Below are 18,141 nucleotides of genomic sequence, written 5' to 3'. Positions count from 1 at the left end.
AGGAGACGCACGTGGCACACAAGACCCGCACCGCGCAGGTGCTCGACATCGTGAAAGTCCTCGCGTGGGTCGTTATCGCGGTTTCCCTCGTGAAGTTCGCATTCTTCCCTGCCACGCAGGAGGAGCAGACTAACGATGGCATGGAGCCGGGCGGCTCCTTCGGGCAGATGACAATCCCCGTCGGGCGTGCGGACATCACCAACACGGTGACCCTGACGGGCACCATCCAGGCCGACGAGCCGGTGAATGCTCGCGCGACGCTCGACGGAATCGTCGTGCGCACCTTCGCCAACGACGGCGACAAGGTTTCCAAGGGTGACGCCCTCCTCCAGATCCGCAAGGAGATTCCGGGCGAAACGCGGCAGGTGACCGACGAGGAAGGCAACGTGAGCGTGGAGACCGCGGAGCCGACCTACAAGTTCGAGACGGTCGTGGCCCCCGGGGATGGCACCCTGTCGACGGGTGTTCTTGTGGGCCAACAGTTCGCGATCGGAGACACGGTCGCCTCGGTGTCCCCTTCGACCTTCTCGGCCATCGCGCCCCTGAGTGCAGACCAGATGTACCGCCTCCAGGAGGCCCCGTCGACGGCGACCGTCACCATTAAGAACGGTCCGGCGCCCTTCGAATGTACGGGCGTCAAGCTCGTGACCCCGAGCGGCAAGACGCAGGACCCGAAGAACGCGGGGAACGCCGACTCCTCCACGTCCGCTTCCACCGACCTGAAGGCACGCTGCGCGATCCCGTCTGATCAGACGGTGTTCACCGGCCTGCAGGTGACTCTGGAGATGACGACGGGCTCGGCCACGGGCGTCCTCGCCGTGCCGGTCTCCGCAGTCGAAGGCCGCTACCAGTCGGGCACCGTCTACCTGCCCACCTCCGACCCTGCTAACCCGGAGAAACGCTCGGTCACTCTTGGCCTCACCGACGGAAAGATGGTCGAGATCAAGGAAGGTCTGACAGAGGGCGAGGAGATCCTCGAGTTCACCCCGGCCTCGACAAAGGACAATCAGGATCCCACCGGCCCCTACGGCGTGGGCCCCGGCGGCGCGATGGACACCGGCGACTCTGGCGACGGGTCGACGCGATGAGTCTCGTGTGCCTGCGGGACGTGACCCGCACGGTCACCCTGCCTGACGGGGAGGACTTGCACATTCTGCGCGGCGTCAACCTGGACGTCGCGGCGGGCGAGCACGTGTCGATCGTGGGCCGATCGGGCACGGGCAAATCCACGATGCTCAACATCATCGGCCTGCTGGATACGCCCACATCGGGCAGCTATGAGCTGGACGGCGTCGACACGACGCGCCTGGGCGAAGGGCGCCGCGCTCGCATGCGCGGAGAAGACTTCGGCTTCGTCTTCCAGCAATTCAACATTTTCGCCGCCCGGACGGCCGCCGAAAACGTTGAGGTCCCCCTCCTGTACGCCGCCGGCACGCAGTTGCTGCGCAGGCGCTCCATCGCCCTCGACATGCTCGAGCGTGTGGGACTGGCGGATCGCGCGGACTCCTATCCGGGCGAAATGAGCGGCGGCGAGCAGCAGCGCATCGCGATCGCGCGTGCGCTCGTGCGCCGCCCGCGCGTCATCCTCGCCGACGAGCCGACGGGCGCCCTCGACCCGGACACGGGGCGCGTCGTCATGGCGCTCCTGGAGGAGGTCGCCCGCGAATCCAACTCGGCGCTCATCGTCATCACCCACGATATGGCTGTCGCCGCCCGCGCCTCGCGCGCCTACGAACTCTACGACGGCGTCCTGCACGAGGTCGACGAACCTTCCGCTCTCGCGCAGCGCGCGGAGTCCGGGCGCTCGGGCGACGAGGCCGGGGCTGAGCAGGCGGGTCACGAGGCCGTGGCCGAGCACGTGGGTGGGGAACCGGTCGTGACGGAGCCCCCGGCACCGCCCGCCCAAGACGATCCGGAAAGCGTGCCGGTCCCGGCGCCGCCGACCCCGCACGAGGAGGGGGACCAGTGAACGCCATCAGCCAGATCCTGGGCGCCCTCATCGAGGCGTGGGGCGAGGTCAAGGTGCAGAAGGCCCGCGTCGTCCTCTCCCTCGTCGGCGTCGTCGCCGCCGTGGCCGCCATGACGGTCGTCATCGCCCTGGGCGACCTGATCCTTCAGTCCTCCCGCGAAATGGCCGAGCTCTACGAGGGGCGCTCCGTCACGCTGCGCCTCGCCCCCGAAAACTCCGCCGCAAGCCAGGGGACGCCCGCCGGGGCCGGGCCAACCCAGGCCTCGGGCGCCGGGGGCGCCCCGGCCTCGTCGAGCGTGGCGCGCCCCGACGACACCGACCCCGTCGGCGAGGCCATGGCGACGCTGGCCAACCGTCACGACATCCGCTACTGGTCGCGTCTGTCCAGCAGCGGCGGCGAAATCACCGAGGTCAGCCAGGCGCGGAGCAGCGGTCAATTCCGCGGCTACCCGGTCGTGCGCACCGACGACATGTTTAACGACGTCACCATCCAGGCCGTCGACCCCGCCTACCAGGTCATCTTCCGCACCCACATGCTCGCTGGCCGGTGGGTCGCGCCCAGCGACGCCGAGCAACGTCTGACCCCCGTCGTCATCTCCGAAGTCCTGTGGAACCAGCTCGGACGCGCCCCCATCGACCAGGTCCCCATCGTCCTGCACACCACCGATGGGACCGCCGTGCGCGTCGTCGGCGTCACCAAGAGTTCCAGCCGCTTCGATATGCCCACCATGTACGTGCACTACGACGCCGCGCGCGCCACGCTGCCCCAGATGGGAACGCCCTCCATGATCGCGTGGGTGGGCCCCGACGACGCCGACCAGGCGCGCAGCGTCCTCCCTCGAGCCCTGGCCTCCATCCTCGGCGACGGCTGGCGCGTCACCGTCACGGGCGGCGAGCACGAGGACATCGGCGAGGAACAGCTGGGTACCATCTCCCGCGTCATCATGATCATCGGCGGCATCATCGTGTTCCTGGGCGCCCTGGGCCTGCTCAACGTCGCGATCGTCACCGTGCGTCAGCGCGTGCGTGAAATCGGTATCCGCCGGGCCGTCGGCGCATCCGCTAAGCGCGTCTTCTTCGCTGTCTTCATGGAATCCGTGGTCGCCACCTTCGCCGCCGGCGTCATCGGCGTGGGCATCGCGGTCGTCGTCGTGCGCTTCCTGCCGCTTGAAACCATGGGGATCGCGCTGAGCGACACACCTGCCTTCCCAGCCGGAGCCGCCATCGCCGGCGTCGCCATCTCCTCCAGCATCGGCGCGCTATGTGGCATCATCCCCGCGCTCGCCGCCGTGCGCATCAAACCCATCGACGCGATCAGGTACTAGCTCAGCGCCGAGGCCCGGGCGCGCTCACGGGTCAGTGGGCCTCTGTGGGGCCCCGGCCTCGTCCCCGGGTGCGCTCACGGGCCAGGGCGCCTCTGTGGGGCCCCGGCCTCGTCCCCGGGTCAGCGGGGCAGCGTCACGCGCCTCGTGTCCTCGTCGTAGGCGATCATTCCCTCTTTGAGGAGGGCACGGTAGACGCGGGTCGGCTGGTAGCGGTCGCCACCGTCCAGGCGCGCGGCGTCGAGGACGCGCCGCTTGGTCAGGCCCTCGCCGCCTTCAAAGTGTGCCGCGCGCAGGGCCTTCATGATGCGGCCGCGAGCCTGGCGGTCGGTTCCGGTGTAGGGCTGAGGCGTGGGGCGCTTCTCGTCCTTCGGGAAGCCGGCCGCCGCCCACGCGCATTGCGCGCGCATGAGGCATTCCTCGCAGTGGGGAGAGAGCTGGGTACACACGAGGGCGCCGAATTCCATGAGCGCCATGCTCACCTCTGCCGCGTGCGCTCCGTCTTCGGGCAGGAGCGCGTCGGCGCGCGCCGTCTCCGCCTTTGAGGGGGTCGAGTGGGGTGGGAACTCGCGTCCGTCCAGAAATCTGACCAGCACGCGGCGAACGTTCGTGTCGAGGACGGGGACTCGGATTCCGTGCCGGAACGCGAGGAGCGCGCTGGCGGTGTAGGTGCCGACGCCCGGGAGGAGGGTGAGTTCCTTCATAGTAAGGGGCACCTGGCCGTCGTGTTTCTCGACGATGGTGCCCGCACAGTTTTTGAGGCGCAGCGCTCGCGACGGATAGCCCAGGTTTGCCCAGGCCACAAGGATGTCTGCGGAGGAGGCGGCGGCCAGGTCGGCGGGCGTGGGCCATCTGCGCATCCATTCGAGCCAGATCGGCTGGACGCGGGTGACTGGCGTCTGCTGACTCATGATCTCGAAGACGAGGGTTCCCCAATCGGACACGTCGTCGTGTCGCATCGGCAGGTCGCGCTTATTGGATGCGAACCAGCGGGGAAGGTCGTGGAGGAGTACCTTCGAGGCCTCGGCCGTTGGATTTGTGAACACCCTGTCAGTGTAGGGAAGGTTACATACAATGTGTGTTCTCAGCGGTGAAATATGTGATGTGCGGCATAAAAGCGCACGTATGTTGTACAAAAGCCGAAGGTCCGCTAGTCTGACCGTGTTTTCAGAAAACCCTTTCTGGGATTCCATCGACAACAGGAGACATCATGTCCGCTCCTCAGCAGCCCTACGGCCAGCAGCCCTACGGCCAGCAGCCCGGTTATGGCCAGCCCGGCTTCAACGCCCCCGTCCAGGGCAAGTCCCGCACGACCGTGGGTCTTCTCAACTTCTTCCTCGGCGGCTTCGGCGCCGGCGACTTCTACCTTGGCCACAAGCAGATGGGCATCATCAAGGTCGTCGCCTCCATCGTCCTCAACATCATTTACATGGCCGCCGCCGCCTCTGATTCCGCCGTCCTCTTCGGCGTTGTGCTGCTGGTCATGCTCGGCTACTCGGCGTTCCTCATTGCCTGCATGATCATGTCCTTCATGGGCAAGTGGATCTATGCGGCGGACGCCAACGGCGTTCCCACCGTCTGAGGTGAGCACGAGCGTCTGTCCTGACGCATAGTCTCGCGGTGCGGGGCCCGGCTTGTTGCCGGGCCCCGCACCTTTTTGGTGTCGCGGTGTCCGGTGTTGCGTGTCCGCGTCGCAGTGTCCCGGGCGTTGCGGGGTCTGGGGGTGTCGCGTTGTCTGGGGGCGTCGCGGGTGACCGTCGGCCGACAGTGCCCGGCCGGTGGTTACCATCGTTTGCTCAGGTTGTTGTTGGGGGTAGCTGACGGCAGGTCCCGGTGCGGGCGTTATGCCGTCGTGGGCTTCGTTGTCGTTGGTGGTAGCTTCCGGGCCGGGTGTTTCGGGGTGGGCGTGAGTCGTCGTGTGTTCAGGTTGTCGCGGGTGGGTAACTGCCGGTCGGCAGTGCCAGCATCGTCGCCAGCGGTGCCGCGTGGCTCTCTGCCTGGTGTGCTCCCTTAATTTCGCATGCAATTCCCCCGAGGCTTGGGTGCGCCTTGAATTCACATCGTTGGAATTGCAACGTTTGTGGGCTTCGTTGAATATTCAGGTAAGCGAATTGCATGCGAAATTGTTTGGAGCATGCCGCCCCAGCGCGCGCCAGTGGCTCCCTGCGACGCTGCATGGGGGGAATTGCAGCATTAGGGCCGCGACACGCCGGCAGGGGGCTTCTAATGGTGCAAAACCCCCCATCCATGACGGGGCCCATTCGTTCTCGGCGGCGGCGCCCACACCCCATCGATGACGGCTGCGTAGGCGTCGCGGGGCCCCAGCGCCGCGACATGTCCCATACCCGGCCTTCGGTCCCAGGCGCCGACGCTCGGTGTGCCGAGAATTCACCTCCGGGACCAATCAGGGGTGCCTCGGGGTGGTCGCGGATAACGATCGGACGCTTGGTAGCGGTAGGCTGTAGCGGTACGGCCGCCAGGCCCCCACGACAATTGAAAGGCTCAGTCATGACGATGCCCGATCCCCAGGCCACCCCCTTTGATCCGAAGGAGTCGGCCCCGGCCTCGGACTTCTCCGCCCCCGCGGAACAGATTCCTGCCCCCGAGGTTCCCGCGCCTGAGGCGCCCAGCTTCCCCCAGTCCTCGGCCCCCGACTTCGACGAGGCCACCGCCACCCCGGGCTCCACCACCTACGGCACCGCCTACGACGCCGCAGGTGCCCAGTCCTTCCCTGGCCCTGAGCAGCCGGCCGCGAATCAGGCCCCCTTCGGCGGCGCGCCGGGCGCTCAGCCCTCCTCCGAGCAGTCCGCCTACGGGTCGGCAGGCTTCGGCCAGCCCGCCTACGGCCAGCCCGCCTACGGTCAGCAGGCCTACGCGAACCCGCCCAAGCAGTGGATCTTTGCCCTGCTTCTGGCGTTCTTCGTGGGCCCGCTGGGTATCCACAACTTCTACCTGGGCTACAACAGCCGCGGCCTGATCCAGCTGATTCTGTCCGTTATCATCATCGGCCTGCCCATCACCGCCATCTGGGCACTCATCGAGTTCATCATGATCCTCATGCGTTCCGGCTCCTACGGCTGCGACGCATCGGGCCAGCCCCTCGTCTGACTCTGAGGCTGTTGTCGCGGCGCTGAGTATGCGACAATCGTGTCATGCTGCTCAGTGACCGCGACATCAACGCCTCCCTGGACTCCGGGCGAATCCGCCTCGATCCGCTGGACCGTGATCTGGTCCAGCCGGCCAGTATCGACGTGAGGCTGGATCGCCTGTTTCGCCTCTTCGATAACCACCGCTACCCGGTGATCGACCCGGCGGCGGATCAGTCGGACCTGACGCACCAGGTCGACGTCGGCCCGGACCAGCCCTTCGTTCTGCACCCCGGCGAATTCGTCCTGGGCGCCACCTACGAGCTCGTCACCCTCGGAGACGACATTGCGGCACGTCTGGAGGGCAAGTCATCGCTCGGGCGCCTCGGCCTGCTCACCCACTCCACCGCGGGCTTTATCGACCCCGGCTTCTCCGGGCACGTGACCCTCGAGCTGTCGAACACGGCGACGATGCCGATCTTGCTCTACCCGGGGATGAAGATCGGGCAGCTGTGCTTCTTCGACTTGTCTTCCCCGGCCGAGCATCCCTACGGTTCGCAGGGACTCGGCTCTCACTATCAGGGGCAGCGCGGTCCGACGCCGTCGCGCACCCACGAGCGCTTCACGCGCACGCGCATCGAACGGTGACATGATGGCGCTCTATCCTCCTCCGCCTCCCTCCAGGCTCGAACGCATGCGCGCCGAGCGCGCCGCCCGCGCCGCGTCAGCCGACCCGAGTTTCCCGCCCGCGCCCGAGCCCACTCAGACTCCAGTGTCCGCCGCGCCGCCGCTCGCCCAGCCGCCCGCGCCGGAGCCCACTCAGGCTCCCGTGTCCGCCGACCGATTGCCGCTCGCCGAGCCCCCCGCGCCCGAGCCCACTCAGGCTCCCGTGTCCGCCGCGCCGCCGCTCGCCGAGCCCCCCGCGCCGACGCCCGCTTTTGGCGTGCCCGCGCCGGCACGGTCGGAGCGCCCCGCGCAGGAGAGCACGGGGGACCAGTCCTCCTCGGCGGTGCGTACCGGAGTCATCACGGGCGTCGCGCTGCCGGGCATGACCCCGCGCGCAGACCAGGTCACCAACAGGGACGAGGCTCCCCAGGCCTCGCCGGTGAGGCGCTCCCTCAAGGAACGCATGGCGAGCGCGCACCACAGCTTCGCGGACCCGATGCTCACCGCCGCGACGACCGGGAATCCGCTCACGCAGACGAATGTGTCGCTGGGTGGGATGACGACGACAGACCCCGCCTTCCAGGTCGCGGCCGACGGCGAGATCACCAGCGCCGAGGCCGCCGTCCCGATTGCGGCCGCGATCGAGGTGAGTGAGCCGGCTGGCGTCATCGACCTGAACGAGGCCAGGGAACACCACCTGTTCCTCGTGTCGGAGGCGGTGGACCCGGCCGAGCTGGAGGCCCTCGCGATCTCCATGTGGGACGAGGCCGGCTGGATCGCCCCGGGGCGTCTGCGCCTGTCCTCAGAGGCTGAACTCGTGGGCCCGTGGTCGCTGGATCAGCCGACCCGCGCCGACCTCGGAACCCCGTCGACGCTGACCAACGCATGGATCCTGCGGTGCCCGGTGGCTCGCGCCAAGCAGCAGGCCAACGCGGTGATGGGGGAGTGGGCGAAGGCCTTCCCCGAGGGTATGCCCATCGGGTTGGAGTACCGCGTGCTCGAGGCCCTCCACCGCATGGCGCGCCGACTGGCGGGCGGCATGCGCATCGCGGGTAGCGGCTACGTGATGGTCCCCGACGCGGACTCGGCGGTCAACCTGACGGTGTATTCGCCGCGCTGGATCAACCCCGAGGACCTGCTGCAGGCCATGCGTGAACGAGCCGGTTTCGAGCAGATGAAGGACGCGCGCGACATCGTTCCCGAGGCCCCGAAGGCCCCGGCGCTGAGCCCCGCGCAGGCCGCCCACATCGAGAAGCTGAAGGCTGAGCTGGGGCCGGTCCGCAAGGATATCGCCTCGAAGATCGCCAAGGCTCGCGAGGAGCTCGAAGCCCAGCGCGATAAGCCGCAGGTCGTTGACGGTTACGCGCTGATGAGCCCAATCGGCAACCGTTCGGACATGATGATCGAGGTCCACGCGGTTCCCACGCCCCCGCGTGTGCTGCGCTGGGAGCCGTGGACGGCCGGGGCCATCATCGAGTACCAGGTGCGCTGGCTGCCTGGGACGGCGCCGACGCCCGGAGCGGGCACGATGAGCCGCACCGCGCGCCTCGAGCGCCTGCGTTCCACGCAGGATGTGGAGAAGGCGGCCGGCATGATCGCGACCCTCGTAGGCGGCAACGTCATCGACGAGGACGGCTTCCTCGTCGGCCTGGAGGAAATCTCCCCTGGAGACGGGGAATAGGCCAGCCGTAGACGAAGCGCGTGTTACCCGCTAGTGTGGCTGTGTTCTCACATCCATACGAAGGAAAGGGCACACCATGAAGCTCTCCGCACGCAACCAGCTCCCCGGCACCGTCGTTGAGGTCTCCGAGGGCGCCGTGAACGGCATTGTCAAGATCGAGGTCGCCCCCGGCCTGGTCATCTCCTCGTCGATCACGAACGCCGCCATCGAGGAGCTCGGCCTGACCGTCGGCTCCAAGGCCGTCGCCGTCATCAAGGCCTCCAACGTTATCGTCGGCGTCGAGGACTGATTTTCTTTAGACGAAGGGGCGGCCCCGCAGGTTCTCCCGCGGGGCCGCCCTCTTGTCTGCTGTGTGTGCGTGCGGTGCACACTGTAGGGGTGCGTGCCGTGCGCGTGCGTTACTGCCCGCGCTTGACGGCCTCCAGCAGCATGACGGCCACGTCTCGGACCTCCGGGAGCTTGCCGCCGGGCGAGGCCATGGTGGCGTCGGTGCTTGCGGAGCCTGGGTCGGTGGCGTCGGCCGAGACGAAGCCGGCGGACGTGCCCGAGGCGGAGCCGAGCATCTGGGAGCAGAAGGGGCAGGCAGTCGCGACGACGTCCGCGCCCGTGGACGCGGCCTCGACGATACGGGCGTCCGCGATGCGGGTCCCGCGGGTCTCCTCGAACCAGGCGTGCGCGCCGCCCGCGCCGCAGCACATCGCGCGGTCGCGGTTGCGCGGCATTTCGACGAGCTCCACGTTCGGCAGGGAGCCGACGAGCTCGCGTGGCGGCTCGTAGACGCGGTTGTGGCGGCCCAGGAAGCACGCGTCGTGGTAGGTGACCTTCAGGGGTGCACCGGCCTGGGGCACGCCGTCCGTGGACCCGGCCCCGGCCTCGTCCGTGGTGTCCTCGCCCGTGGGGGCAGTGGAGTCCGTGGACGCGGGGGCCATCGGCGTGAGCAGGCCGTCGCGCACCAGGCGGTTGAGGAGCTGCGTGTGGTGGACGACGTCGAAGGAGCCGCCCAGCTCGGGGTACTCACCTGCGATCGTGTTGAAGCAGTGAGCGCAGGAGACGACGATCTTCTGGGGCTTGGCTTCCTTGAGCGTGTCGATCACCTGGGCGGCCAGCATCTGGAAGAGCGCCTCGTTGCCGGCGCGGCGGGCAGGGTCGCCCGCGCAGGACTCGCCCGAGCCGAGGACCGCGAAGGACACGCCCGCCGTGTGCAGCAGCTCGGCGACGGCGGCACTGGTCTTCTTCGCGGTGTCGTCGTAGGCGCCCGCGCAGCCCACCCAGAACAGGTAGTCGACCTGCGAGGCGTCCTCGATGTCCTCGCCGACGACGGGGATGTCGAAGTCCAGCTTCTTCGCCCAGTCCATGCGCTTGCGGGCCGGCTGGTTGTAGGGGTTCGCCTTGGATTCCATGCCGCGGAAGGCGCGGCCCAGCTCGCGGGGGAACGCGCCCTCCATGAGGACCTGGTGGCGGCGCAGGTCGAGGATGTGGTCGATGTGCTCGATGTCGACGGGGCACTGTTCGACGCAGGCGCCGCAGTTCGTGCAGTCCCACAGGACCTCTTCGGAGACGACCTCGGGGACCAGGGGGGCGGTGACCGCGGAGACGCCTTCGGGGCCGGTCGCGCCCGACAGGGACAGGGCGGAGACCAGGTCGAAGGAGTGCGGCGAGGCAGGCACGCCCTTGTCGAGGAGGACCTCGCCGTCTTCCAGCTTCTGGTGGCCCTCCTCCTGCTCGACGATCTGCACGTTGGAGGCGGACTCCATGTGGTCGCGCAGGCCCATGATGAGGAGCTTAGGGGAGAGGGGCTTCTGGGTGTTCCACGCGGGGCACAGCTCCTGGCAGCGGCCGCATTCGGTGCAGGCGTACAGGTCCAGGCGGGCCTTCCACGAGAAGTCGTCGATTGTGCCCACGCCGAGGACCGTGTCCTCGGGCAGGTCATCGAAGTCGTCCTCGCTGGTGACGGGCTTTCCGTCGATGAGCATGTGGTCGGCTGGGCCCAGGGACTTGGTGCCGTCGGCGTTTCGGCGCGTGTACAGGTTGAGGATTGCGACGAAGCGGTGCCAGGCGACGCCCATGCCGGTCTGGATGCCGATGACCGTCAGCCAGGTCATGGAGGTGATGACCTTGAGGGCGCTGACTAGGACGATCGCGTTGGCCAGCGCGGTGGCCGAGGAGGAGGTGGCCGCCGCGAAGAGCGCGCCGAGCCAGGCGGTGAGGGGGAAATGCAGGGCGGAGGCGTGGGCCTCGAGGCCGGGAGTGACGCTGAAGAGCGCGTATTCGAGGCCGCGCAGGGCCACGACGCACGCGCACACGATGAAGATGACCCACTCGACGAAGAGCGCCTGCCAGCGGGTTGAGCCCAGGAACCGGGAAGCGAGGCCGCGCGGGGAAGAGTCGCGCGGGTGGGGGCGGGTCAGGGACGAGGGCGGGGTGCCTTCCGGGTCGGCCGCGGCGGCCGCGCCGTCGGGGTCGTCGTTGGAGAGGGCTGCCTCAGCGGCCGTGCCGCGCCCCGCGCGCTGGCGCACGACCATGAGGCCGATGATGCCGGCCAGGCCGCCCCACGCGAAGACCTCGGTCAGCCACTCCCACGGCGCGAAGTGGCCGAGGAGGGGGAGCGTGAAGGTCTGGACGCGCAGCTGGGCGTAACCCGTGACCAGCGTGAGGAACAGAATCGGGAAGGAGACCATGACGAGCCAGTGGGCCGCCTTGATCCACGGGCGCCCCTTGAATTCGCGGTGGGTGAGGGCCGCGGAGATGACGCCCCACGCTCGTTTGCCGACGGGCGTCAGGCGCCCCGGATCCGGTGTTCCCGCTGCGACGGTACGCCACATGTGCGTCAGGCCTCGCCCGAACGAGACGAGGGCCAGGGCGCTGATCAGCAGGGCGAAGCCCCACATGATGGCGCTCAGCGTCGGATTGGCCACGTTTCCTCCTCTGGTTTTGCTGTACTCCATTGTGTCATCCCGGCCACGAGGCGACCGAATCCGCAGGCAAAGCGTGCGCAATTGCGCGCCGATTCACCTGCTCAGCGGTGCAGATGTGCTCATTACAACGTGGATACGCGCCACCAACGGCGGAAAAGTATGCCAGAGTGAGAGAGTGCTTCCCGTCTCGCAGCCAGACATGACACTGTCCGATCAGGAACTCTTCGGAGACGATCACCCGCACGATCACTGCGGCGTCTTCGGGGTATGGGCCCCGGGCGAGGACGTTTCCCGCCTGACCTACTTCTCCCTCTATGCCTTGCAACACCGAGGCCAGCAGAGCGCTGGTATCGCCACTTCGAATGGCAAGCAGATCCTCGTCTATAAGGACCAGGGGCTGGTCTCCAAGGTGTTCTCTGAGCAGTCCCTCCAGGGCCTGCGTGGTCACATCGCCCTGGGGCACGTGCGCTACGCGACAACCGGCGCGGACGTGTGGCGCAACGCCCAGCCGACGCTGGGCCCCACCCCCACGGGCACGCTCGCCCTGGCCCACAACGGCAACCTGACGAACACCACGGAGCTGCGCGAGCTGGCCTCAGACATCGCCGACGACGGCGAGGATTTTGAGCGCGGAGCCTCCACTGACACCTCCCTCGTGACCGCCCTCCTCGGCATGGCCGACCGGATCCCCGGGCCCGCCCCCTTCATCGCGAGCCCCGCCGTCACGCCCGGTGACGCGGACCGGCACGAGGCCGCCCCGGCCTCGTCGGTCACCGATCCCGAGCCCGCTCCCCTCGTCGGCGCCGCCCTGAAGGTGCTTCCGCGCATCAAGGGCGCGTTCTCCCTGGTCTTCATGGACGAGAACACGCTGTACGCGGCGCGCGACCCGCACGGCTACCGTCCGCTCGTGCTGGGGCGCCTGGCTTCTGGCTGGGTTATCGCCTCCGAGACCGCCGCCCTCGACCTGTGCGGCGCGACCGTCGTGCGCGAGGTCGAACCCGGCGAGCTCATCTCGATCGACGCCTCGGGCGTGCACTCGCGCCGCTTCGCGGTGCGCCGCGCCAACACCTGCGTTTTCGAGTACGTGTACCTGGCGCGCCCCGACACGACGATCGGCGGGCGCCGCATCGTGGCCGCGCGCCACGAGATGGGGGCCGCTCTCGCGCGGGAAAACCCCATCAACGCGGACCTGGTGATGCCGACCCCCGACTCGGGCACGCCCGCCGCCATCGGCTACGCACAGGAGGCCGGCATCCCCTTCGCGCAGGGCCTCGTGAAGAACGCCTACGTTGGGCGCACCTTCATCGAACCCACGCAGTCCCTGCGCCAGCTCGGTATCCGCCTCAAGCTCAACCCCCTGCGCGAGGTCATCGAAGGAAAGCGCCTCATCGTCATCGACGACTCCATCGTGCGCGGCAACACGCAGCGCGCGCTCGTCAAGATGCTGCGCGAGGCCGGGGCCGCCGAGGTGCACATCCGCATCTCGTCCCCGCCGGTGCTGTGGCCGTGTTTCTTCGGCATCGATTTCCCGACGCGCGCGGAGCTCATCGCGTCCTCCATGGACGTTGAGCAGGTGCGAGCGCACCTCGGGGCGGACTCGCTGGCCTACCTGTCGATCGACGGGATGGTCGCGGCCACCGGACAGGGCAATTCCCTGTGCCTGGGCTGCTTCACCGGCGAGTACCCCGAGACGATCCCCGCCGGGACTCCCGTGCCCGGCACCCCCGACGCCACCCCCTGCTAACCCCCACGCCCGCGACGCACCCCCTGCGCCGCGGGCGTTTCCCCTTCTCCGATCACCCAGACCCGGCCTCGTCGAGCGCCACCTGCGAAAGGCACCACCCATGACCGATACCCCCCTGGACTACGCGACCGCTGGCGTCGACACGGCGGCGGGCGACCGCGCCGTCGAGCTGATGAAGAGCGCCGTGGCCGCCACCCACGACTCGACCGTCCTGGGCGCGACCGGCGGATTCGCCGGCATGGTCGACGCCTCCGCGCTGCTGGGCATGGAGAGGCCGCTGCTCGCGACCTCCACGGACGGCGTGGGCACGAAGATCGCGATCGCGCAGGCCATGGACGTGCACGACACGATCGGCCAGGACCTGGTGGGCATGGTCGTCGACGACATCGTCGTGATCGGCGCGCGCCCGGTCCTCATGACCGACTACATCGCCTGCGGGCACGTCGTCCCCGAGCGCATCGCCGCGATCGTCACCGGCATCGCGCGGGCCTGCGAGGCCACGGGCACGCCCCTGATCGGCGGCGAGACCGCCGAGCATCCGGGCGTCATGGAGCCCGACGACTACGACATTGCGGGTGCGGCGACCGGCGTCGTGGACGCCTCCAAGCTGCTGGGGCCCGAGCGCGTGACGGGCGGCGACGTCGTCATCGCCATGGCGTCATCGGGCCTGCATTCCAACGGCTACTCGCTGGTGCGCTCGGTCGTGGCCCGCGTGGGCGCCTCGCTGGAGTCTCACGTGGCCGAGTTCGGCCGCACCCTCGGCGAGGAGCTCCTGGAGCCCACGCGCCTGTACACGCGCCTGTGCCTGGACCTGGTCGAGCGCTTCGGCGTCGAGGGGATTCACGCCTACTCGCACGTGACCGGCGGCGGCCTGGCCGCGAACCTGTCGCGCGTCCTGCCCGTCGGCGCGGTGGCGACCGTCGATCGCTCGACGTGGACCGTTCCCGCCGTGTTCGACTGGGTGCGCCGCGGCGGCGACGTCACCTGGGTGGGCATGGAGGACTCCCTGAACCTGGGCGTCGGCATGGTCGCCGTCGTCTCCGAGTCCGTCGCCTCCGAGGTCCTGTCCGCGATCAACGAGGCCGGGGTGGCCGCGTGGGTCCTGGGCTCCGTCACGTCGGTCGGCGCCGACGGTACCGTGGCCGGCTTCGGGTCGGTCACTGACCTGGGCGCTGACTCCTCCGGCGTGCGACTCATCTCCGGCACGAAGGGCGTTCAGGCGGGCGCCGTGCTGCTGCACGGCGAGTACCGCGTGGGCTGAGCGGGCGCGCCTGGCGTCTACTGACTGTACGAGAAGGGGTCGCGGCCTGCGGGCCCCGACCCCTTCTCGCGTGCGCGGGTGCGCGAGTGGGGATCAGAAAACGCGTTGCGGGCGCGCCAAAGCGGCGGACCGGTGGCCGGTCCGCCGTGTGGCTGAGCCGTTACTTGGTGGAGGAACTGCCCGTCCAGAAGGACTCATCGAGCTGCTTCGGATCGATGTCGTCGTCTTCTGCGGGCATCTCGGCGAAGTCGGCGTATTTCGAGTAGAGGTCGTCGTCGATTGCATCGTCCTCTTCGGGCTCGTCCACCGCGTCATTCGCCGTGTACGAGTCCTCATCCGCCAGCTCTCGCTGGAGTGCGTGTAGGTCGGTGTCGGGGCTGAAGTACTTCAGCTTCCGAGCGACTTTCATCTGCTTAGCCTTTTGACGGCCGCGCCCCATGGCGTCGACCCCCTCCGCGTCGTTCGGGTCCGCGTGAAGCGGTTCCCTGGGTGTTCAAAATGTTTCGTGGGACCATCATAGCTAAAGACGGGCCTTGACCTCACCTTGGACCGTGTTTTGCGCGCACAGCGGAGAAAGGGGAACGCCGCTCAGGCGTGCAGGGGCGCGGAATTGCGCTCGCAGCGGGCGATGATGTGAACGCCGTTACGGATTGCGGGCGAGGGCGGATACGCGCGTTCCCCCCGCGCGGGCGCGACGCCCGGGCGAGGGGAACGGAAGGTAAGGCGCTGGCGTCAGGCCTCCGTGGCCTGGTCGGCGGCGGCCAGGGCGGCGAGCGTCTGAGCGGCCGCTTCACGGCCGATGCGGCGGGCCTGGCGGCGCGCGCGGCGGGACTTGCGCGTGGCGAGAAGGACGATGACGGTGAGGGCGCCGACCGTGGACAGGGCCACGATGCCGACCTTCTTCAGGGCGTCCGTGTTGCCGCCGGCCGCGTCCTGCAGGGCCAGCGACGCGGACTCCTTGATGGCCGCGAAGCGGGCGGTGGCCTCGTCCTTCGCTTCCTGGGCGAGTGCCGCGGGCTGCACGCGCTTGTAGAGCTCGTCGATGGTGGCGGCCAGCTCGGCGCGCTGACGCTCGAGGTCAGCGGCGATCTGCTCTTCGGTGCGCGGGCCGGAGGGCTTGGCGGCGGCGGAATCGCCGACGGTCACGTTGCGCGGGTCGACAGAGTTGCTCACTTGCCCAGTCCCTTCTCGATGGCTTCCTTGGTGGCGGCGACGGAGGCGGCCGGGTCCGGGCGGTGCTTCTGCGCGCTCTGGAGGGAGCTCTTGCCGGCGAGCGCCAGCACAAGCACGATCACGAGGAGGATGCCAACGACGATCAGCGACGCGGCCCACGCGGGGAGCACCAGGGCGAGGAGGACCTCGACCGTGTGGAGCGACCAGCCCAGGAGGAACAGGGCGAACACGGCGGCCGTCGCGAGGAGGCCCGCGCCCTTACCGCTCTTCTTCGCGAAGGAGCGGGCCTTCGACTTGTTGAGCTCGATCTCGTCGCGCAGGATGCCCGACAGCTGGCCGGTGACGGACGCGATAAGGGTGCCGATGGTGGGGCGCGCCTCGGGGGCGGGCGCCGCGTGCTGCGGAGTGTGGCGCGCGCCGGGCGCGGCCTGCTCGGGTGCGGCGGGCGGAGGGTACTGCCCGGGCTGGGGGATCGACTGGGTCATAGGGGCTCCTGCGCGTGCGGGGGGTAACGAGGCGTCGCCTCGCCTGATAAACCTAGTCTCTCACGAAGAAAGGCGGCTCGCAGTGACCCGTGCGCTACTCGTCGCGTTACTCCTTGGGGGCGATCGAGCCGGGCAGGTCGGAGAGGATCTTGCGGGCGCGCACGACCAGGTCGGAGACCTCCGGCTCGGCGAGCGCCGGGTCGTCGGCGTCGACCGTGGGGATGTCGCGCGCGGCGGCGTCGGCGCGTTCCTGGTCCGAGGCCTGGGCTGTGTCCGTGGAGATCGGCGCCATGAGGGCGGTCTCGTCGGCCGCGGGGTCAGCGAAGGTCGGGCCCGGGGTGGGGGTGGGCGCGGAGGAGCCAGCCACGACCTCGTCGAAGGGGGAGGGGGTGGCCGCGGGGATCGGGCCGAGGAGGGCCTTGGGGTCCTCGGGGTTGGCCTCCAGGGAGGCGGTGATGATCGCCTGCGAGGGGCCGGGAGCGTCGAGGGCGACGCGGCCGTTCGTGAGGAGAATCGCACGGTCCGTGGAGGCGGCGAGCTCGACGGAGGGGGTCGAGACGACGACCGCGCAGCCCGCGTTGGCCAGGGAGCGCAGGAGGGGTTCGAGCTCGGCGCGCGCGTCAGCGGGCAGCGAGACGGGATCCTCGATGAGGAAGACGTCGGCGCCGGAGACGATGGAGCGGGCGATGAGGGCCTTGAAGCGTTCCCATTCCGTCAGCTCGGAGGGGTGCAGGTCCACGCGCTGGGCGAGGCCCGTCACCTGGAGGGCGCCCACGAGGTTGTCCCAGTCGGCGACGGAGCCCGTGGCCGACAGGGGAGCGAGGATGTTCTGGCGGATCGTCAGCGCGTTGTCGAGGGGTGTATCCGTGCGGATCAGGGCGACCGAGCCGATGCGGCCGGCGAGGCGCGCCGCCCACGAGCGCGAGGGTGCGGCGACGATGCGGCCGGCGTGAGGCTCTTCGAGGCCCGCGAGGATGAGGAAGAGGGCGCGCGCGCGGCGGCCCGTCGCGTCCAGGATCGCGCTGAGCGTGCGCGCACGGAAGCCCATGTCGACGTCGGCCAGGAGGACCGCGCCCGTGACACTGTCCGTGTAGGTCAGGCCCAGGCCGGCGACCAGGACCTTGCCGCCGTGGCCCTTCGCGGCGAAGGAGCGGCGCGACCGGTACCAGGGGCGGGGCTCGGTGGTGGGCAGGTGCGCGGGCAGCGGCGCGATGACGACCTCGCCCTGCGTGGGCTGGGGCGCCTGCTGTTGCTGTTGCTGCAGCTGTTGCGCCTGTTGCGCCGGGGCGTCGCCCACAGACGAGGCCGTGGCCCCCTCGACGGCAGCGTCGACCGCGGCGGCGGCCGGTTCCGAGATGGCCTGCCCGGTGGTGGCCGGCTCCTTGACGGTCTGCCCGGTGGTGGCCGTCAGGTCGGCCACGTCCTGGCCATCCGTACCCTGCAGGTTTTCACGCGACTCGTTCGACATACCCCCATTCTTTCAGGATCATGCCGATTGTGCCGTCAAGGCGCGCGGGGGTTGGGTGGGTGATACGTTTGTGAGGTCCTGCGAGTGTGTGTGGTGGCTGTGGCTGCCGTGTTCCCTGTATAGGGATGAACCTATGCGATGCATCAGGAGGACGTTTTCCCCGCGAAAGCGGGGATTTTTCTATGTTTGGGCTCTTTCCTTCGCGCAGTGGAGACGTTATGCTGAACATGCGTTGCATAAGTCAAATTTTAATGTTATCGTGTACCTATCAACCCCTCGGGGTGATGGCTGCCCCGTCGGGGCTGCCGGGCTCAACAATTTCAGAGTAACCAGACTCACTCATCGTAGCGTGTTTTGGTTGCGTAGGAAGC

Annotated in this window: 16 protein-coding genes; 10 read left to right on the top strand and 6 right to left on the bottom strand. The window is 68.9% G+C overall.

Features of this window, described 5'->3' with window-relative positions:
- Positions 1-11: 11 nt before the first annotated feature.
- From QU663_RS09545 to QU663_RS09535, 3 genes are read left to right on the top strand one after another with little or no spacing between them, the layout of a single operon-like run.
- Positions 12-1,088: an efflux RND transporter periplasmic adaptor subunit gene (locus QU663_RS09545; RefSeq protein ID WP_021610731.1), complete on the top strand. Its 1,077-nt coding sequence runs from the start codon at positions 12-14 to the stop codon at positions 1,086-1,088.
- A complete protein-coding gene (locus QU663_RS09540) occupies positions 1,085-1,969 on the top strand; it encodes an ABC transporter ATP-binding protein (RefSeq protein ID WP_021610730.1) in 885 nt (294 codons plus the stop codon). The genes QU663_RS09545 and QU663_RS09540 overlap by 4 nt, the downstream gene beginning before the upstream one ends.
- Positions 1,966-3,294 carry an ABC transporter permease gene (locus QU663_RS09535; RefSeq protein ID WP_021610729.1) on the top strand — a complete coding sequence of 443 codons (1,329 nt, stop codon included), beginning with the start codon at positions 1,966-1,968 and terminating at the stop codon, positions 3,292-3,294. The genes QU663_RS09540 and QU663_RS09535 overlap by 4 nt, the downstream gene beginning before the upstream one ends.
- A 119-nt stretch (positions 3,295-3,413) precedes the next feature.
- Here QU663_RS09535 and QU663_RS09530 read toward each other — a convergent pair whose 3' ends face one another.
- Positions 3,414-4,337 carry a base excision DNA repair protein gene (locus QU663_RS09530; RefSeq protein ID WP_034480116.1) on the bottom strand — a complete coding sequence of 308 codons (924 nt, stop codon included), beginning with the start codon at positions 4,335-4,337 and terminating at the stop codon, positions 3,414-3,416.
- A gap of 164 nt (positions 4,338-4,501) precedes the next feature.
- On the opposite strand from QU663_RS09530, the gene QU663_RS09525 reads away from it, so the two are divergent.
- From QU663_RS09525 to QU663_RS09505, 5 genes are all read left to right on the top strand, one after another.
- Positions 4,502-4,873, top strand: a complete 372-nt coding sequence (locus QU663_RS09525) for an NINE protein (RefSeq protein ID WP_021610727.1) — start codon at positions 4,502-4,504, stop codon at positions 4,871-4,873.
- Between the two features lie 926 nt (positions 4,874-5,799).
- Positions 5,800-6,399: a TM2 domain-containing protein gene (locus tag QU663_RS09520; protein ID WP_021611348.1), complete on the top strand. Its 600-nt coding sequence runs from the start codon at positions 5,800-5,802 to the stop codon at positions 6,397-6,399.
- A 44-nt stretch (positions 6,400-6,443) separates the two neighbouring features.
- Positions 6,444-7,025, top strand: a complete 582-nt coding sequence (gene dcd, locus QU663_RS09515) for a dCTP deaminase (RefSeq protein ID WP_021611349.1) — start codon at positions 6,444-6,446, stop codon at positions 7,023-7,025.
- A 46-nt stretch (positions 7,026-7,071) separates the two neighbouring features.
- Complete coding sequence (locus QU663_RS09510; protein WP_296494227.1) at positions 7,072-8,724, top strand: hypothetical protein; 1,653 nt, start codon at positions 7,072-7,074, stop codon at positions 8,722-8,724.
- A 76-nt stretch (positions 8,725-8,800) separates the two neighbouring features.
- Positions 8,801-9,013: a molybdopterin-binding protein gene (locus tag QU663_RS09505; RefSeq protein WP_021611900.1), complete on the top strand. Its 213-nt coding sequence runs from the start codon at positions 8,801-8,803 to the stop codon at positions 9,011-9,013.
- Between the two features lie 109 nt (positions 9,014-9,122).
- Here QU663_RS09505 and QU663_RS09500 read toward each other — a convergent pair whose 3' ends face one another.
- Complete coding sequence (locus QU663_RS09500) at positions 9,123-11,639, bottom strand: (Fe-S)-binding protein (RefSeq protein ID WP_304990563.1); 2,517 nt, start codon at positions 11,637-11,639, stop codon at positions 9,123-9,125.
- A gap of 175 nt (positions 11,640-11,814) precedes the next feature.
- Between QU663_RS09500 and purF the strand changes: the two genes are divergently transcribed.
- Together purF and purM are read left to right on the top strand one after the other, a co-directional pair.
- The gene (gene purF, locus QU663_RS09495) at positions 11,815-13,383 is read left to right on the top strand and encodes an amidophosphoribosyltransferase (protein ID WP_034479989.1); all 1,569 of its coding nucleotides are present in this window, start codon (positions 11,815-11,817) and stop codon (positions 13,381-13,383) included.
- A 100-nt stretch (positions 13,384-13,483) separates the two neighbouring features.
- Entirely contained in the window at positions 13,484-14,644 is a 1,161-nt protein-coding gene (gene purM / locus QU663_RS09490; protein ID WP_021610624.1) for a phosphoribosylformylglycinamidine cyclo-ligase, read from the top strand.
- A 160-nt stretch (positions 14,645-14,804) separates the two neighbouring features.
- On the opposite strand, the gene QU663_RS09485 is transcribed toward purM, so the two are convergent.
- The 4 genes from QU663_RS09485 to QU663_RS09470 form a co-directional block, all read right to left on the bottom strand.
- A complete protein-coding gene (locus QU663_RS09485; protein ID WP_021610625.1) occupies positions 14,805-15,083 on the bottom strand; it encodes a DUF3073 domain-containing protein in 279 nt (92 codons plus the stop codon).
- A 293-nt stretch (positions 15,084-15,376) separates the two neighbouring features.
- The gene (locus QU663_RS09480) at positions 15,377-15,817 is read right to left on the bottom strand and encodes a DUF3618 domain-containing protein (protein WP_021610626.1); all 441 of its coding nucleotides are present in this window, start codon (positions 15,815-15,817) and stop codon (positions 15,377-15,379) included.
- A complete protein-coding gene (locus tag QU663_RS09475) occupies positions 15,814-16,302 on the bottom strand; it encodes a phage holin family protein (protein ID WP_021610627.1) in 489 nt (162 codons plus the stop codon). Before QU663_RS09475 ends, QU663_RS09480 begins: the two co-directional genes overlap by 4 nt.
- Positions 16,303-16,408: 106 nt before the next feature.
- Entirely contained in the window at positions 16,409-17,770 is a 1,362-nt protein-coding gene (locus QU663_RS09470) for a hypothetical protein (protein WP_021610628.1), read from the bottom strand.
- Positions 17,771-18,141 lie beyond the last annotated feature (371 nt).

Source organism: Schaalia sp. HMT-172 (genome assembly GCF_030644365.1).
Classification (GTDB): Bacteria; Actinomycetota; Actinomycetes; order Actinomycetales; family Actinomycetaceae; genus Pauljensenia.
The sequence above is the reverse complement of the archived record's forward strand: the minus strand, read 5'-3'. Positions and strand labels throughout refer to the sequence as shown.

Excerpts from the sequence above, each read along its gene's own strand:
- QU663_RS09540 (WP_021610730.1), top strand. The coding sequence starts at position 1,085 with ATGAGTCTCGTGTGCCTGCGGGACGTGACCCGCACGGTCACCCTGCCT.
- QU663_RS09525 (WP_021610727.1), top strand. The coding sequence starts at position 4,502 with ATGTCCGCTCCTCAGCAGCCCTACGGCCAGCAGCCCTACGGCCAGCAG.
- QU663_RS09520 (WP_021611348.1), top strand. The coding sequence starts at position 5,800 with ATGACGATGCCCGATCCCCAGGCCACCCCCTTTGATCCGAAGGAGTCG.
- dcd (WP_021611349.1), top strand. The coding sequence starts at position 6,444 with ATGCTGCTCAGTGACCGCGACATCAACGCCTCCCTGGACTCCGGGCGA.
- QU663_RS09510 (WP_296494227.1), top strand. The coding sequence starts at position 7,072 with ATGCGCGCCGAGCGCGCCGCCCGCGCCGCGTCAGCCGACCCGAGTTTC.
- QU663_RS09505 (WP_021611900.1), top strand. The coding sequence starts at position 8,801 with ATGAAGCTCTCCGCACGCAACCAGCTCCCCGGCACCGTCGTTGAGGTC.
- purM (WP_021610624.1), top strand. The coding sequence starts at position 13,484 with ATGACCGATACCCCCCTGGACTACGCGACCGCTGGCGTCGACACGGCG.
- QU663_RS09485 (WP_021610625.1), bottom strand. The coding sequence starts at position 15,083 with ATGGGGCGCGGCCGTCAAAAGGCTAAGCAGATGAAAGTCGCTCGGAAG.
- QU663_RS09475 (WP_021610627.1), bottom strand. The coding sequence starts at position 16,302 with ATGACCCAGTCGATCCCCCAGCCCGGGCAGTACCCTCCGCCCGCCGCA.
- QU663_RS09470 (WP_021610628.1), bottom strand. The coding sequence starts at position 17,770 with ATGTCGAACGAGTCGCGTGAAAACCTGCAGGGTACGGATGGCCAGGAC.